Below are 15,894 nucleotides of genomic sequence, written 5' to 3' on the forward strand. Positions count from 1 at the left end.
ATTATATTTCTATGATTTTTTCTTCGTCTGCGTTCTCCATCAGTTCTGGTGGAATATCCGAAAGAAAACGGGAGGGCATATTGGCTTGTTTTTCACCGAATATTGTTCTGAAAAAAGCCATTGAAAGAAAAACTTTTTTTCGGGCGCGGGTTAAGGCGACGTAAAAAAGCCGGCGTTCTTCCTCCAGCCTTAATTTTTCGTCTTCGCTTGCGATGGTAGTGTGGGGAAAAAGTCCGTCTTCAAGCCCGGATATGAAAACATAATCAAATTCAAGCCCTTTGGCCGCGTGAACCGTAGTCAGAGGAATGCCGTCTTTTCTGCTGCCGATGGCATCCTGGTCGGACATTAAACTTGCCTCTTCCAGCATATTCATCAGGCCGTCCGGCGGCTTTATTTTATCAAATCTGACGGCAAGACTTACCAATTCTTTGATATTTGCCAAGCGCATAACGCCTTCTTCGGTTCCGGCAGATTCAAACAGGTCAAGATACCCGCTTTCTTTGAGCGTCGCGGCAACCGCGCGCGACGCCGGAAGATTTTCAGCGGCGGACTTTATTTTATTAAGCGTTTTTTCAAAAATTGATATTTTTTCAGCTTCTCCCGATTTCAATCCGACTGCCGCGAAGTATTTGGCAAGGGTTACTTTGCCTATGCCGCGCGCGGGCTGGTTGATTATTCTTTTTTTGCTCAAAAGATCATTTGAGTTGAGGGAGGCGCGGATATAGGCCAGAATATCTTTTATTTCTTTGCGGTTGTAAAACTTTACGCCGACCACGTAATGCGGCAGTGTGTATTCCAAAAATTTTTCCTCCAGAACTCTTGATTGGGAGTTGGTGCGGAAAAGCACGGCTATTTCTTCGGGTTTGGCTCCGCCGGCAATGAGACTTTGGGACTCGGCCGCTACGAAATACGCTTCGTCGTTTTCCGTTTCCGCGGCGTATATTTCCAGTTTTTCGCCGCCCTTTTTTCTGGTAAAAAGATTTTTTGGCAGACGTTCTTTATTTTTGGCTATCACGGCGTTGGCCGCCTCCAGTATCTGTTCGGTTGAACGGTAATTTTCTTCAAGCGTTACGATTTTGGTTTCGGGATAGGTTGCCTCAAATTCCAGGATGTTTCTGAAATCAGCTCCGCGGAAGCCGTATATTGATTGGTCTAGGTCGCCGACCACGCAGATATTCTTGTGAAGGGCGGCAAGTTGCTGGCTTAAGCGGCTCTGGACATGGTCGGTGTCTTGATATTCGTCTATCAAAATGTATTGCCAGAGGGATTGGTATTTGGCAAGAATTTCCGGATGCGATGAAAAAAGAACAACAGTTTTCACCAAAAGATCGTCAAAATCCAGACTGTTTGAAGATTTCAATTTTTGCTCGTACAAGCTCCAGATTGAGGCCAATTTTTTTGAAAAATAATTTTCGTCTTCGGACAAAAAATCGTCGGCGTTTGCCAGATCGCATTTTTTCCCGGAGATTATCTTTCTGATTTTTGATGGCTGGAACTGTTTGGGGTCTATTTCCAGCTCTTTAATTGATTCTTTGATTAAAGATAAAGCATCTTCTTCATCTATGATTGAAAAATTCTTTTTAAAGCCAAGCGCCGCGGCTTCGCGGGGCGCGGCCTTGCGTCCCGCTTCACGTCTTAAAATCCAGGCGCCAAGAGAGTGAAAGGTGCCGACCCAAGGAGAAGCGTTTGAATCGTGCGGGCGCGGCGGCTGAACATTTTGAACAAGTTTTGCGATGCGTTCTTTCATTTCGTTTGCGGCTTTGTTGGTGAATGTTATTGCCAGAATTTTTTCCGGTCGGACGCCGGTCGAGATCAGATGAGATACGCGATGAGTCAGAACTTTGGTTTTGCCCGACCCCGCGCCGGCCACAACCAAAATAGGGCCGTTTATATGCAAAACCGCATCAATTTGAGCCGTATTCAGGCCGGAGAGATGACTTGGGTTTGACATTATAGAGCGATTTTAGCATTTTTTATGGTTGTGGACAGGGTAGTAGGTCTGCGCGGCGCGACTGCTGCCCTGTGGATAAATATGTTCGCCAGGTTGACTTTCGGTTGCCGCGGGTATATTATTAAGGATGTTCCGGTATGCGTTACCGGATTTGTTGTTGAAAGGCCGTCTATCTGTTTTTCCCCTTAATTTAAGCCTATTTTAGAGCCTAATCAAAGGAAAACCTCTTTTAAAATCCCTTCGGGACTCAAGGGCTTTTTAGCCGTTTTAGCCGTCTCGGCTCTATTTTTTACCGGCTTGGACAGGGCAGATGCCGGTTTTTTTGATGTTTTGAAAAGTATTTTCGGCGCCGGAGACTCTGCCGGACAGACCGCGGCGTTAAATTCCCAGAATATGCCGCTTCTTATGGCTCCGAATAATACTGACCCTTTGGCCGGAACCGGCGGCGGGGATATTACCATAGTTCAAAACAGCGCCCTACTTTCTGTTTCTGGGCCGTTGGGTAGTTTGGCTGATGTAGAGGTTGAGTCGCGAAAAAGCGATCAAATTTCCATTTATATCGTCCGCGAGGGAGATAATCTTTCAAGTATTGCTAAAATGTTTGGCGTTTCAGTCAATACCATTCGGTGGGCCAACGATCTGACAACTTCAACCGTCATAAAGCCCGGGCAGACCTTAATAGTGTTGCCTATAAATAGCATTCAGCACACGGTGGCTAAAGGTGAAACGCTTAAAGGGATTGTTAAAAAATACGGCGGCGACCTCAATGAGACCCTGGCTTTTAACGAATGGCCGGCCGGTTATGAGCCGGAAGTCGGGATGATTGTTATTGTTCCGGACGGGGAAGGCGAGCCATTGGTAAATTACGGCAGCAAGACAGTTCGGGGCACGGGCGGCCCGGTTTATGCCGGATATTATATCCGTCCGATAAACGGCGGAAGAATATCCCAGGGTTTGCACGGGCTTAATGCCAAGGATTTCGCGACTTACTGTGGCGCCCCGATTTTTGCCTCCGCCCGGGGAACGGTTATCATTGCGCGTTCGGGCGGTTGGTTCAGCGGTTACGGTTCATACGCGGTTATCGCGCATCCGAACGGGACCCAGACGCTCTATTCCCATATGAGCAGGATTGCCGTAACACCCGGATGGAATGTGGTTCAGGGACAGGTGATCGGCTATGTGGGTTCTACCGGCAATTCCACGGGATGCCATGTGCATCTTGAAATCCGGGGAGCCGCGTTTCCCAATATCTAACCCATTTTAGAAATTGCTTTTTGGCCTATATTGGAGGGCTTCCAGAATATGGCTCTGTTTTATTTCGTCCTCGTTTTCAAGGTCGGCTATGGTCCGGCTTATTTTTATCACCCGATGATAAGCTCTTGGCGATAAATCCATTTGTTTAGCCGAAATATTAAGGATGTTTCTGGCATCGGGCGATAGGGGCGCGAAATTTTCAAGGTTGCGCACCCCCAGTTCGCTATTGGAAACTAGGCCCAGCTTTTTGAATCTGCGCTTCTGGCGGTCGCGCGCGGCGATTACTTTTTTACGTATATCAGCCGATGTTTCCAGCGCGTCTTTTTTTGAAAGTTCTTCATGGTCAATGTTAGAAACCTCCATCCAGAGATCAATACGGTCGGCTATGGGTCCGGAAACCTTTCTTTGATAGCGGAAAAGCGAAGAGGGGGTGCAAAGACACATTTTGTTTTTGGAGCCGAGATTTCCGCAGGGGCACGGGTTCATTGCCGCGACCAGCATGAATCTGGCAGGAAACCTAACAGTGCCCCTGGAGCGGGCAACGGTTATTATTCCGTCTTCAAGCGGTTGGCGAAGCGATTCAATGACTCGGCGTTCAAACTCGGGAAACTCGTCGCAAAACAGCACTCCGCGATGGGCCAGCGTTATTTCGCCCGGTCTTGGCCACACGCCCCCGCCGACCATAGCGACATAAGACGCGGTATGATGGGGAGACCTGAAGGGCCTGTATCTGGCAAAAGAGCCGTCAAGAGAGCCGGCAATGCTGTGGATGGCGGTCACTTCAAGCGCCTCTTCTTTTGAAAGGGGAGGAAGAATTGACGGCAGAGCTTTAGCCAGAAGGGTCTTGCCGGTTCCGGGCGGACCCGACATTAAAATATTATGGTTGCCGGAGGCGGCAATCATTAAGGCCCGTTTTGCGGTTTCTTGGCCCCGTATGTCCGATAGGTCGTGGCTCGCCGCCTCTGTTTGCGGCGAAAGTTTTGTTTTGGGCAGGATTTCAAGCGCGGTTTCTCCTTTAAGATGCAGAAGAACTTGATTCAGATTTTCGACTTCCCGCGCGGATATGTTTTCAATTAAGGCCGCCTCTTCTCCGTTGCCTTTGGGCACATATATTTCTTTAAAGCCCGCTAAAGACGCTTTTTGCGCAAGCGCCAGAACTCCTTTAATCGGACGCAATGTTCCGTCTAAAGCCAATTCGCCCAAAAATATTTTATCTTTTGTTTCAAATTCGGCTTGATGTGAAGCCAGAATATATCCAAGAGCGATGGCCAAATCAAAAGCCGACCCCTCTTTTTTAAGGTCAGCCGGCGCGAGTGACACGATCACTTTTTGGTTTTGTTTGTGCGGGGGCTTGAGCCCGATATTTTTAATGGCGTAAGATATTCTTTCTTTGGCTTCATCCACGGCTTTATCCGCAAGCCCGACAATGGTAAAAGACCGCAAACCCTTTGAATAATCAACTTCAACGTCAATTATTTCGCCGTCAAGTCCCATTATTTCGGCCGCGTGCAATTTTACCGACATAATGGCTAGATTCTAGCGCATCTTTAATAAAAAGAAAATCCCACCCTCTCCCCGAAAGGAGAAGGTGGGCGGCTTGCCCGTGTTGTTCAACGCTTCTTGAGGTCCTCCAGGGTCTTGACGATTTTGTCGGTGGCCTCTTTGATCTCGTCGATGAAGGGTTGGAACACAAGGGCCATCATGATGATGAAGAGGCCGAAGAACGCCACCGCCAGGAAAACCCCGATTGAGTTGCTGGCGACCGACGCGAAAAAGGTGGAGACAGTGAGACAGACAGCGGCCAGAGGTAGCCTCATGTGAATTCTCCTTTTCTGTTGGGGGTTTCAGAAGCGCCTGCTTCATAGTCCTGAAGCAGGAAAACACCTGTTTTTAACTTACTCCCTTCATTATATCAAATAAGAATATGCTTGTCAATACCTTCGTAATGGTTCAACAGTGTGTAAAATTCTATTTCCCGGCGTGCTCCACGCAGGTTTTTGCCGCGGGGTTGGCTTCAAGGCGCCTTGGGTCAATAGGTTTTTGGTCGATCGCGCAAAGGCCGTAGGTCCCCTTTTCAATACGCTCAAGCGCAGAATTTATTTCATTGAGTCTTGTCTCCAGTTCAACTTCGCGCGCGGCGCGATTTCCCATTTCTTCAAACAAGTCGGCCATTTCGCTTTGCTCTGACGCCTGGGTATTTAAATCCGGCGGAGTCGGCTGCCAATCCTTGGGGTTGTCCGGCGATATTTTGGCAATAGTCTGGAGCTCGCCTTCCACACGCAGGCGTTCTTCGTCAAGTTTTTTTCTGAAATAATTTAGGTCTAAAGACATGTTTGCATATTAGCATTATTTTTTATCTGCCCAAACTGTCCGACTCCAAGTCCGAACCGAGTTCGGATCCGAACTCGGTTCGGACTATTGCGGGGGCAGGGTGCTCATTATTCTGATAATCGCTCCGACGGCTTGTTCTGATTGGGCGATTATGAGAAATTGTTTATTGAATATGGAATATCCGATTATGGGTTTTCCGGTGCGGTTTCGCAGAAAACGAGCGTCGTTATTTTCCACGACCGAATCCAGAAAGACGTTTTCTCCGCGATCGTACGACAAATCCGGTTTAAGAAGTTTCGCGAAGTCCGCGGTCATTTTTTCTTCCCATTGAAGCAGGCCGGCGAAAGCCGAAGAATACAAATTGATTTCAATTATAAAAACGGGTTCGTTCCCCAAAGCAGTGTCTATGATTCCGAAAGTTGAACGCGGCCCCATTCCGTTTTCAAATAAAGGCGGCGGCGTAATTTCGACCAGATTAAAAATATCTTTCGCGTCCAAAAATTCATTTTGGCTCTGGTCAAAAGTTTTCACATAAATAAATTCTCGCGGCCGAAGCTGGGAGTCCAGAAATTTCTGCCATAAATCCAAAAATGTTTTTTGGTTCCGCGTTTCCAGCTCTATGGCAACTTCGCGGTCCGCGCGGATTATGGGCGGCGGGGATTCTGCCGCCGTCCCCGCGCTGGGCCCCTGAATTGTTCTTTTGAGCCAAAATGCCCCGAAAGCCGCGACAATTATTATAAGCAAAGCGATAAAAACATAAATGGCCGGCCTTATCTTTGACATTGGAGATTCAAATGCGGCCGCGGTTTTTCTTTCCTGCTTCGCGCTGACGAGTTCACCCAGGGAGAATTTTTTTCCGCTGGCATATTCCCGGACGTCCGAAATCATGGTTCTTATGCCGGGCTTTTTAGGCTCGTTTTTTTCAGGAACATTTTGACTGCCGCCGTTCATTTTTATTTTTTATTTTGTTTTTTCGCGGTATTGGGAAGATTGTTTGATTGAAAGATTGACTCTGCCGAGCTCGTCAATGCTGATTATTTTCACCGGCACTTCGTCGCCGATGTTGACTATATCGCGCACTTTGTTGACCCGATACGGCGCGAGCTCCGAAATATGCACCAGTCCTTCCTGTTTCGGTCCGATTTCAACCATGGCTCCGAATTCAAATATGCGGCTGACTTTACCCATAAATTCCTCGCCCACTTCGTATTCACGAGTCAGATTTCTGATGGCTTCGGCTGCCCTTTCGGCCGATTCCTGATTTTTGCCGGTAATGAATATCTCGCCAGTCTGTTCAATGTCTATCTCGGCTCCGGTTTCGTCAATTATTTTATTTATGGTCTTTCCTCCCGGACCGACCACGTCTCTTATTTTGTCGGGATTTATGTTGATGGTTATGATTTTCGGAGCGTGGGGCGAAATGTTTTCGCGCGGTTTGGGCAGGACTTTAAGCATCACTTCCATTATTCTGATTCTTGCCTCCCTCGCGTCTTCAAGGGCTTTTTTAAGCATCTCAAGCGTTACTCCATCCACTTTGACGTCCATTTGAATCGCGGTTATTCCATTTTTAGTGCCCGCGGCTTTGAAATCCATATCGCCGTGATGGTCTTCGGGACCCTGAATATCGGTCAGAACTTTGAAGCGGCCGTCACTGTCCATCATTAAGCCCATGGCAATTCCGGCGACAGGCTCTTTAATCGGCACGCCCGCGTCCATCAAAGACAGGGTTGAAGCACACACCGATCCCATTGAGGTTGAGCCGTTTGAAGACATTGTTTCCGAAACCAGACGAATGGTGTAGGGGAAAATTTCTTTTGGAGGAATGACGGCTTCCAGCGCGCGCTCGGCCAAAGCGCCATGTCCGATTTCTCTTCGGCCGGGCGAGCCCATTCTCCCTGTTTCACCGGATGAAAAAGGCGGAAAGTTGTAATGATGCATAAAGCGTTTTTTGGTTTGCGTTTCCATTCCTTCTATCAGCTGAACATCTCCGGGAGCTCCGAGCGTTGTGACGGATAAGATATGGGTTTCCCCTCTGAAAAATAAAGATGAGCCGTGATTGCGTTTAAGCAAACCGATCTCGGCGTATAAAGAGCGTATTTCATTGAGTTTGCGGTGGTCCGGCCTTTTTTCGCGTTCAAGTATGTTTTTATGGACTATTTCGTCAATTGCTTTTTCATAAAGGTCGTCGGCTTCGTTTACAAGGCCGCTGAATTGTTCCTGAACCGCGTCCATCCATTCTTTTTTGAGCTCTCCCAGTCGCGTGTTGCGCACGGGCTTTTCGGTTATATATATGTAATCTTCAAGGCGCGGCTTGATGTGGCTGGTAAAAAGTTCCAGAAATTCCGCCGGCTCTTCCGGAAATTCAAGTTTCATTTTTTCTTTGCCGACCTCCGCGATTATATCCCTCTGGAATTTTTCAATTTTCGCGAATTCCGGCAGAGCGCTCTTGAGAGCCTGCATTATTTTTTCTTCAGGAATTTCTTTGGCCCCTGCTTCAATCATATTTATTTTTCCATTTCTGGCACAGGCGACAAGATCCAATCCCGATTCTTCTTTTTCGGCGTAAGTCGGGTTGAAAATAATTTCGTTGTTTTTAATGCCCAGTCTTAACGGGCTGACCGGACCGTCCCAGGGGATGTCCGAGGTTGCCACAGCCAAAGAGGCCGCGAGTATTCCGGGAACATCGGGGTCATTTTCGCCGTCTATTGAAAGAGCCATAATCACCACGTGTATTTCGTTTCGCGATTTTTTATTGAAAAGCGGGCGGAGGGTTCGGTCAATCAGCCGGCCGTTAAGCACTGCTTCATCAGACGGCCGGCCCTCTCTGCGAACAAAGCGGGAACCCAGAATTTGCCCTGCGGCGTAGAATTTTTCTTCGTAGTCAACCGAAAGCGGGAAAAAATTTATTCCGGTTCGCGGGCTTTTGGCCATTGTAGCCGTGGCGAAAACAGTGGTTTCGCCGTAACGCACCAGAACCGAGCCGTTAGCCTGGGCAGCCAAATCCGAAAACTCCACTTCCAATTTGCGTCCGGCTATATCGGTTGAGTATTTTTTGCCCTGCATTTTATTATTTTGTTGATTTATGCGGAAGATCCAATAAAAATTTTGACGATTCTCCCAGGTCAGTAAATTCATCGGCTTCCTCCTTGAGTTTTCCTGAAGCCGAGCGGCCAAAGGCCATGATTTCGACTCGCATGCCGTACGTTCCTTTTAAATAATCAACAAGCGGCATGAAGTCTCCGTCTCCGGTTATTAAAACTACGGCGTCTACGCTCGGGGCGAGACATACGGCGTCAATGGTTAGTCCGACATCCCAGTCGGCTTTTTTCATTCCGCCGGCGAAAATCTGCAAGTCTTTGAATTTCGGCTCAATTCCTATTTTTTCCAGCGCTTCAAAGAAGGCCGATTCCTCTCCGGATTCCGTTTTTATAACATAGCCGATAGCGCGCACCAGCTTTCTGCCGGCAACGGCCGCTTTCAGGACCTCTTTAAAATTGACGCGCTTGCCAAAGAGGTTGCGCGCCGAGTGATACATGTTTTGAACGTCAATTAAAATCGCCACTCGCTGTTCGCGATGTTTTATCACTGCCATGTTCTTTTATTTTTTTAAACCTATTTTTTTAATAATATTTGAATAGCGCTTCTCGTCTTCTTTTGAGAGGTAGTCCAATAGGGATTTTCTCTTTGAGACCATTTTTAAAAGCCCGCGCCTTGAATGAATATCTTTGGGGTGGTCTTTTAAATGCTGGGTCAGGCGTTTTATTTCTTCGGTCAAAAGCGCGATTTGGACCTCCGAAGACCCGGTGTCCTTTTCGTGCAGTTTATATTTTTCCACCACTTTTTGTTTAGTCTTTACAGCTAACATCACCTACATCCTAGCATATATCTGTTTTTTATTCAAGCGCTTCTTTACAAGACAAAGAAGGCGTGTTAATTTTTAAAACTAACCATTAATTATGGATGTTCAAATTAAAAAATTGCCGAAATCAGAAATTGAAATATCCGGAGAAATTCCCGCGGACGAATTTGAGGCGCATTACCAAAGCGCTCTTAAAGAACTGAACGAAAAATCATCCGTTGCGGGGTTCAGGCCCGGGCATATTCCGGAAAATATGCTTGTTGAAAAAATAGGCGAAGATTCGGTTTTGGAACACGCGGCCGAACACGCGCTTGAGGAGGCATATCCGAAAATACTTGAAGAAAATAAAATTGATGCCTTGGGACAACCGCGAATAACCATAACTAAAATAGCGCGTCAAAACCCCCTGGGTTTTAAGATTCAGACCGCGGTTTTGCCCGAAATAAAACTTCCCGACTATAAAAATATCGCCGCAGGCATTAGCGCCCGCATAGATGAGATAAAAGTGGAAGAAAAAGAAATTGAAGAGGCACTTAACTTTTTAAGAAAATCCAAATCCAAAAACACCGAGAACACCGAGTCGCAAAACACCGAGTCACATGATTCGGACGGCCGTCCGAATCAGATTACTGGGACGAATCAGATTACCGAGACGAAAAAACCGGAGGGATTGTCGGAGGGATTGTCGGAGGGGCCGGAAAGCGACGATGAATTCGCAAAAAGTTTCGGACAACAGGACCTTAATGGTTTAAAAAAACTTCTTGAAGAAAACATAAGACAGGATAAAACAACTAAAGCGCGAGAGTCGCGTAGAATGGAAATAATGGATAAAATTTCGTCCTTAGTCGTTGCGGAAATTCCCCAGATTTTAATTGATTCAGAAAAAGAAAAAATGTCAGCCGAACTTCGTTCCTCAATTGAAAATATGGGTATGAAATGGGAGGACTATTTGAATCACATTAAAAAAACAGAAGAAGAATTAAAGAAAGATTGGGCGGGCGAAGCCGAAAAACGCGCCCGTTACGCTCTGATTTTAAGAGAGATCGCGAATGCCGAAAGCATCGCGCCGTCAGACGAAGAATTAAACGGTTTTGTCGTAAGTTCTCTCGCACAATATCCCGCGCCCGAGCGCGCCAAAATTGACAAAGAGCGTTTTAAGGACTATGCTTACGGTATATTAAGAAACGAAAAGGTTTTTAATTTTTTGGAATCCAAAACTAAATAAAAATGGACGAAGAATACTATAATTATTTAATTCCGACCGTAATTGAAAAATCGCAATTCGGCGAGCGGGCTTACGATATTTATTCCAGACTTTTGAAAGAAAGGATTGTTTTTGTTTCGGGGCCGATTGCCGACCCGATTGCCAATACCGTAATAGCCCAGCTTTTATTTTTGGAATCGCAAGACCCCAAAAAAGATATTTCTCTTTACATAAATTCTCCCGGGGGTTCGGTTTCGGCGACCTTAGCTATTTATGACACTATGCAGCATATTAAGCCGGATGTTTCAACCATCTGCGTCGGATTTGCCGCATCGGGCGCGGCCATTCTTTTAGCCGCGGGCGCCAAAGGCAAGCGTTTTTCCCTGCCAAATTCGGAAATAATGATTCATCAGGTTATAGGCGCGGCCGAAGGGCAGGCGACCGAAATTGAAATATCCGCGCGCCACATTTTGCGAGTCAAAGAAAAGTTAAATAAAATTCTGGCCGAGCATACTAACCAGCCATTGGATAAAATAGAAAAAGACACTGACCGCGACTTTTTTATGGATGCCGATGAAGCCAAAAAATACGGCATTCTGGACAAAATTGTAAGGTCAAAAAACGGAAAATAAAAAATAAAGCCCCCTCCAGCATGCGTCTGCTGGAGGGGGTGCCCCCCCATTGGGGGGTTTTGGGCGGCCCACTCTAGTCGTGCAGCACGGGTTCACCTTCTCTCTCACAAGGATCGAGAAGCTGTGAGATCCCGAGGGCCACAGACAGTTGTGGACGGCCCGATGGTATACTACGCCTGGCCAGCCGCAACGCGATTTAGCCAGGGAAGAGCGGGTGACCGGCAGACCTTGATTTGACTCTGGTCTACGCGACCTTGTTTACAAGGTCTGCCGGTTCCCCCCGCGGCGCCGTGGTCAGGCGGCGGTCATGCCGTCGTGGACGAGGGCGGTCATCTTGGGGTAAATGGTGCCCTTGGCACCGGTGGGTGATCGTGACTGCATTTTTCCTCCTTTTCTCCCCCCGGATTTCTCCTCTTTATAGGGGGATTAGACGGCGTATGGGCCTACTTTCCCTCGCGCAAGGCCTGTCCTTGCGGGGGGTGCTTCATTCCAAGGTACATCATCCATTATACTCCCGGGCTTTTAATATGTCAAGTCCTTGATATTTTCCATTTTATCCGCTAAAGAAATGCCGGTCATCTCCGCGGGTTTTGCCAGACCCAAAAGTTCAAGCGCGGTTGGCGCGACATCGGTCAAAGTCCCTTTTACCTCATTATATTTTTTCAAAATTTCTTCGTTTGAACGCTCTTTTTTGGATTCAAAATCTTTTATCGCGATAAAAAACGGCACGGGATTTGACGTATGTTTGGTTCTTTTTTCTCCGGTTATCCGGTATTGTTTTTCTTCCGCGTTGCCGTGATCTCCGGTCACAATAACCGCTCCTCTAAGTTCCAAAACGCGCGGAATGATTTTTCCAAGCGCTTCATCCAGCGTTTCAACCGCCTTTACGGTCGCCTCAAAGTCTCCGGTGTGGCCGACCATATCGGCATTGGCGAAATTAACCAAAATGAAATCGTATTTTTCAAGAGATTCCAGAACTTTGTCGGTTACGGCCTCGGCCGACATTCGCGGGAATTCGTCAAAGTGGGCGGTTAAAACCGAAGGAATTAAAATTCGGTCTTCTCCCGGAAAAGCTTTTTCCCGGCCGCCGTTGAAAAAATAAGTAACATGCGCGTATTTTTCCGTTTCGGCTATATGAACCTGCTTTAATCCGGCGTCAGCAATGATTTTAGCCAGCGAGAGTCTGATATCGAGCGGAGAAAAAGCAACCTCGGCTTTAAAAGCCGGATCGTATTGGGTCATTGTTACAAAAAAAAGATTGTTTATTTTCGTCCTCGGAAATTTGTCAAACCCGTCGGCGATAAAGGCGCCGGTCAGTTCCCGCGCGCTGTCTTCGCGGTAGTTGAAAAATACGGCGGCGTCATTATCCTGAATTCTGCCCGCGGGCCTTCCGGCTTCAGCTAAAAACCCGGGCTCAATGAATTCATCGGTGAGGCCCTCTTTGTAGCTTTTTTCTATGTAGAGAGGCGCGTTTTCATAAGGCCGGCCTTTGTCCAAAGCCAAGAGATTATATGTTTTTTCAATAAGTTCCCATTGGTTGTCGCGGTCCATCGCGAATCTCCGGCCGATAACTGAAGCGATTTTGGCCTCGGGATAATTCTGAGCCAATCTGGATTCCAGAAACGCAAAAAGTTTTGAGGCTTCCTGCGGCGGAGCGTCTCGGCCGTCAGTAAAAAGATGGAGATATAGCTCATCCAGTCCGTTCTTTCGGGCCAGCTCCAGGAGGGCATAAACATGGTCAATATAGGCGTGCACTGAACCCGAAGAAAAAAGCCCGATCAGATGCAGGCGCGAATTATTTTTTTTGACGTGACTTACGGCTTTTTTAAAAGAGGGATTTTCAAAAAAACTTCCGTCGCGAATTGCCATTATGATGCGCGGGAGATGAGTGTAAATAACGCGGCCGGCCCCGATGGTCAAATGTCCAACTTCAGAATTGCCTTCTTCACCCCACGGAAGTCCGACGGCGGCACCCGAGGCCTGCAGGGTGGTGAAAGGGTAAAATTTTTCAAGATGTTCAAAATTAGGCCGCTTTGCCAGACGTAAAGGCGACTCGGAAGTTTTGGCGTTCACGCCGTAGCCGTCAAGTATTATAAGTACGACGGGCTTATAGGTCATCATTTAATTTTAACGGGGCGCTGGACAAATTCAAAGGACTTTGATATATTGTAAGTATTCTTTATAAGCCCATGGTTTTAGAGCCAAAAACAAAAAATTATTATGATTTTACCTTCAACAGCGCTTATCGCGCTGGCGGCAGGAGCGTTCGGTCTTGTGGCCGGATACGTTTTACGCCAGATTATCGCCCAACAGCGCCGAAACTCAATAGAGTTAAAAATTAAACAGATACTTCTTGACGCCAAATCCGAAGCCCAAAAAACATTAGACGAAGCGAAACTTAAAGCCGATTCCGTACTTGAATCGGTAAAACGCGAAGAAAAAGAAAGGGAAACGGCGCTGCGCAGGCTGGAAGAAAGGATCGGCCAAAAAGAAGAGTCGGTTGAAAAAAGGAGAGCCGACATAGAACGCGAAACAAAAGATGTCGTCAAGCAGAAAGAAGACCTCAAGCGCCGCTATGAGTCGCTGGAGTCGGTTGAAACCGAGCGTCGGAAAGAATTGGAAAAATTATCAGGGTTATCGGAAGAAGAAGCAAAGTCTGCTCTGATGACGAGCGTTGAAAAAAAATACGAATCGGACATTTTGACCCGTATGCAAAAACTTGAAAATTTCGGACAGGAAAAGCTTGAGCAGCGCGCCCGTGAAACCATTGCCTCGGTCATTCAGCGACTGGCGTCTTCAACCGCATCCGAAATAACCACGACCTCGGTCGCGATACCGTCGGACGACATCAAAGGAAAAATAATCGGAAAAGAAGGCCGTAATATCCGCGCGCTTGAAAAAGCGGCAGGAGTTGAGGTGATTGTTGATGATACTCCGGGTTCAATCATCATTTCAAGTTTTGATCCGGTCCGGCGCCACGTTGCCAAAGTAGCTCTTGAGAATTTAATTCTTGACGGCCGGATTCAGCCGACCAGAATTGAGGAAATGGTTGAGAAAGCGCGGGCCGAAGTTGAAAAGATAATGAAAGAAGCGGGCGAAGCGGCCATCTACGAAGTCGGCGTTTTTGATATTGATGCAAGACTGGTTAATCTTCTCGGCCGCCTGCGTTTCCGCACAAGTTTTGGGCAGAATGTTTTACAGCATTCAATTGAAATGACGCATCTTGCCGGAATGCTCGCATCCGAACTGGGCGCGGACGTTCAAATATCCAAAAAGGGCGCCTTGTTTCACGATATAGGCAAGGCGATGGACCATGAAATACAGGGAACGCATGTTGAAATAGGGCGCAGAATTCTTCAGAAATTCAATGTTGACGAAAAAATCATAAAGGCGATGCAATCGCATCACGATGAATATCCGCATGAATCTCTTGAGGCTATAATCGTGCAGATTGCCGATAACATTTCAGGAGCCCGGCCCGGCGCCAGGCGCGATACGGTTGAAAACTATCTTAAACGGCTTGAGGAACTGGAAAAAATTGCCAATTCTTTCAGCGGGGTTGAAAAATCATACGCGATTCAGGCCGGACGCGAAATACGCATATTCGTTTCGCCCGAAAAAATTTCGGATTTGGAAATGAAAAAAATGGCCCGCGACATTGCCGATAAAGTAGAGCAGGACTTGAAATATCCGGGCGAAATCAAGGTGCACGTAATTCGCGAAAACAGGGTAGTGGAATACGCCAGGTAGTGAGGATTCGCGCGGGAGTTGAGTTATGATATTATATGAATAATAAATTATTGGCTTAACTTAAAAAATAAAATATGAACAAAACCGGTCTTGTGGATGTCGTCTACGAAAAAATGGGCGGCACAAAAAAATCAGCCGAAGATATGGTTGATTTGATTTTTGCTACAATAGCGGGCGAGCTGAAAAATGGCGGCGAAGTGACTATTGCCGGCTTCGGCTCGTTTATCGTTAAAGAACGTAAGGCGCGCGAGGCGCGAAATCCGCGCACCGGAGAAACCGTGCATGTTCCGGCAACCAAAGCGCCGAAATTCAGGCCCGGCAAGGCTTTGAAGGAGGCGGTCAGATAAGACAGCGCCGAATAACAAAATCACCACGATAACCTTCGGGGTGATTTTGTTTTTGTGATATCATAAAACAAGATAACGGGTGTTAATAAAGTTGGGAGACGGGACAAATGACGCGAGAGAAAAATAAGAGGTCCCGGCGTCCTCGTTCCGGAGATCCGTTGGTTGACGCTCTCTTTGATATTTTAATAGATTTGTTGGAAGGCAAAATTAAAGTAAAGATGAAAAAGAAACTTCTTGATCCGGCCAACAGAAAAAGGAAATTGGAAGGCCTTCTTATATTTGAGGACGGATGGGGAGAAATATTTTTAAAGAGAAGCACCAAAATAACCAAAGGAGTAATCTCATCGCTGGTTCACGAAATTCTGCACTACTATTCACCCTTTGTCCGTGAACACAGAATAATAAATCTGGAAAAAGCGTTTGTGTCCCGATTGAGCGACAGGCAAAAAAGATTTCTTCGCGATCAACTTCCGAAGCACATAGTCAAAAAGAATCCCGAATCTTGAGAAAAGCGGAAGAATCCAAGCAATGTAAAAACCGCCCTGCAGTTGCGGGGCGGTTTGTTT

Annotated in this window: 15 protein-coding genes; 6 read left to right on the plus strand and 9 right to left on the minus strand. The window is 46.9% G+C overall.

Features of this window, described 5'->3' with window-relative positions; all coding sequences use genetic code 11:
* Position 1 precedes the first annotated feature (1 nt).
* Positions 2–1,951, minus strand: coding sequence for a UvrD-helicase domain-containing protein (locus tag HYY55_03095; protein QQG45943.1), 1,950 nt, complete (start codon positions 1,949–1,951; stop codon positions 2–4).
* A gap of 297 nt (positions 1,952–2,248) precedes the next feature.
* Between HYY55_03095 and HYY55_03100 the strand changes: the two genes are divergently transcribed.
* Positions 2,249–3,205 carry a M23 family metallopeptidase gene (locus HYY55_03100; GenBank protein QQG45944.1) on the plus strand — a complete coding sequence of 319 codons (957 nt, stop codon included), beginning with the start codon at positions 2,249–2,251 and terminating at the stop codon, positions 3,203–3,205.
* A 6-nt stretch (positions 3,206–3,211) separates the two neighbouring features.
* Here HYY55_03100 and HYY55_03105 read toward each other — a convergent pair whose 3' ends face one another.
* The 7 genes from HYY55_03105 to rpsO all read right to left on the minus strand — a co-directional run bounded on the left by HYY55_03105 (position 3,212) and on the right by rpsO (position 9,401).
* A complete protein-coding gene (locus tag HYY55_03105) occupies positions 3,212–4,729 on the minus strand; it encodes a YifB family Mg chelatase-like AAA ATPase (GenBank protein QQG45945.1) in 1,518 nt (505 codons plus the stop codon).
* Positions 4,730–4,815: 86 nt separating this feature from the next.
* On the minus strand, positions 4,816–5,022 hold the full coding sequence (locus tag HYY55_03110; GenBank protein ID QQG45946.1) for a hypothetical protein: 207 nt from the start codon (positions 5,020–5,022) through the stop codon (positions 4,816–4,818).
* Positions 5,023–5,173: 151 nt separating this feature from the next.
* Positions 5,174–5,536, minus strand: a complete 363-nt coding sequence (locus tag HYY55_03115) for a hypothetical protein (protein QQG45947.1) — start codon at positions 5,534–5,536, stop codon at positions 5,174–5,176.
* 84 nt (positions 5,537–5,620) lie between these two features.
* Complete coding sequence (locus HYY55_03120) at positions 5,621–6,487, minus strand: hypothetical protein (GenBank protein QQG45948.1); 867 nt, start codon at positions 6,485–6,487, stop codon at positions 5,621–5,623.
* 9 nt (positions 6,488–6,496) lie between these two features.
* Positions 6,497–8,599: a polyribonucleotide nucleotidyltransferase gene (locus HYY55_03125; GenBank protein ID QQG46652.1), complete on the minus strand. Its 2,103-nt coding sequence runs from the start codon at positions 8,597–8,599 to the stop codon at positions 6,497–6,499.
* A gap of 4 nt (positions 8,600–8,603) precedes the next feature.
* Positions 8,604–9,128 carry an NYN domain-containing protein gene (locus HYY55_03130; protein QQG45949.1) on the minus strand — a complete coding sequence of 175 codons (525 nt, stop codon included), beginning with the start codon at positions 9,126–9,128 and terminating at the stop codon, positions 8,604–8,606.
* 6 nt (positions 9,129–9,134) lie between these two features.
* A complete protein-coding gene (gene rpsO, locus HYY55_03135; GenBank protein QQG45950.1) occupies positions 9,135–9,401 on the minus strand; it encodes a 30S ribosomal protein S15 in 267 nt (88 codons plus the stop codon).
* Between the two features lie 91 nt (positions 9,402–9,492).
* Between rpsO and HYY55_03140 the strand changes: the two genes are divergently transcribed.
* Positions 9,493–10,620 carry a hypothetical protein gene (locus tag HYY55_03140; GenBank protein ID QQG45951.1) on the plus strand — a complete coding sequence of 376 codons (1,128 nt, stop codon included), beginning with the start codon at positions 9,493–9,495 and terminating at the stop codon, positions 10,618–10,620.
* Positions 10,621–10,622: 2 nt separating this feature from the next.
* Positions 10,623–11,231: an ATP-dependent Clp endopeptidase proteolytic subunit ClpP gene (gene clpP, locus HYY55_03145; protein ID QQG45952.1), complete on the plus strand. Its 609-nt coding sequence runs from the start codon at positions 10,623–10,625 to the stop codon at positions 11,229–11,231.
* A 522-nt stretch (positions 11,232–11,753) separates the two neighbouring features.
* On the opposite strand, the gene HYY55_03150 is transcribed toward clpP, so the two are convergent.
* The gene (locus HYY55_03150; GenBank protein QQG46653.1) at positions 11,754–13,349 is read right to left on the minus strand and encodes a 2,3-bisphosphoglycerate-independent phosphoglycerate mutase; all 1,596 of its coding nucleotides are present in this window, start codon (positions 13,347–13,349) and stop codon (positions 11,754–11,756) included.
* A 102-nt stretch (positions 13,350–13,451) separates the two neighbouring features.
* On the opposite strand from HYY55_03150, the gene rny reads away from it, so the two are divergent.
* From rny to HYY55_03165, 3 genes are all read left to right on the plus strand, one after another.
* A complete protein-coding gene (rny, locus tag HYY55_03155) occupies positions 13,452–14,981 on the plus strand; it encodes a ribonuclease Y (protein QQG45953.1) in 1,530 nt (509 codons plus the stop codon).
* A 74-nt stretch (positions 14,982–15,055) separates the two neighbouring features.
* Entirely contained in the window at positions 15,056–15,328 is a 273-nt protein-coding gene (locus HYY55_03160) for an HU family DNA-binding protein (protein QQG45954.1), read from the plus strand.
* Between the two features lie 107 nt (positions 15,329–15,435).
* Positions 15,436–15,834: a hypothetical protein gene (locus HYY55_03165; GenBank protein QQG45955.1), complete on the plus strand. Its 399-nt coding sequence runs from the start codon at positions 15,436–15,438 to the stop codon at positions 15,832–15,834.
* Positions 15,835–15,894: the final 60 nt, after the last annotated feature.

It is taken from the genome of Candidatus Niyogibacteria bacterium (genome assembly GCA_016432485.1).
GTDB lineage: Bacteria > Patescibacteriota > Minisyncoccia > HO2-45-28 > HO2-45-28 > HO2-45-28.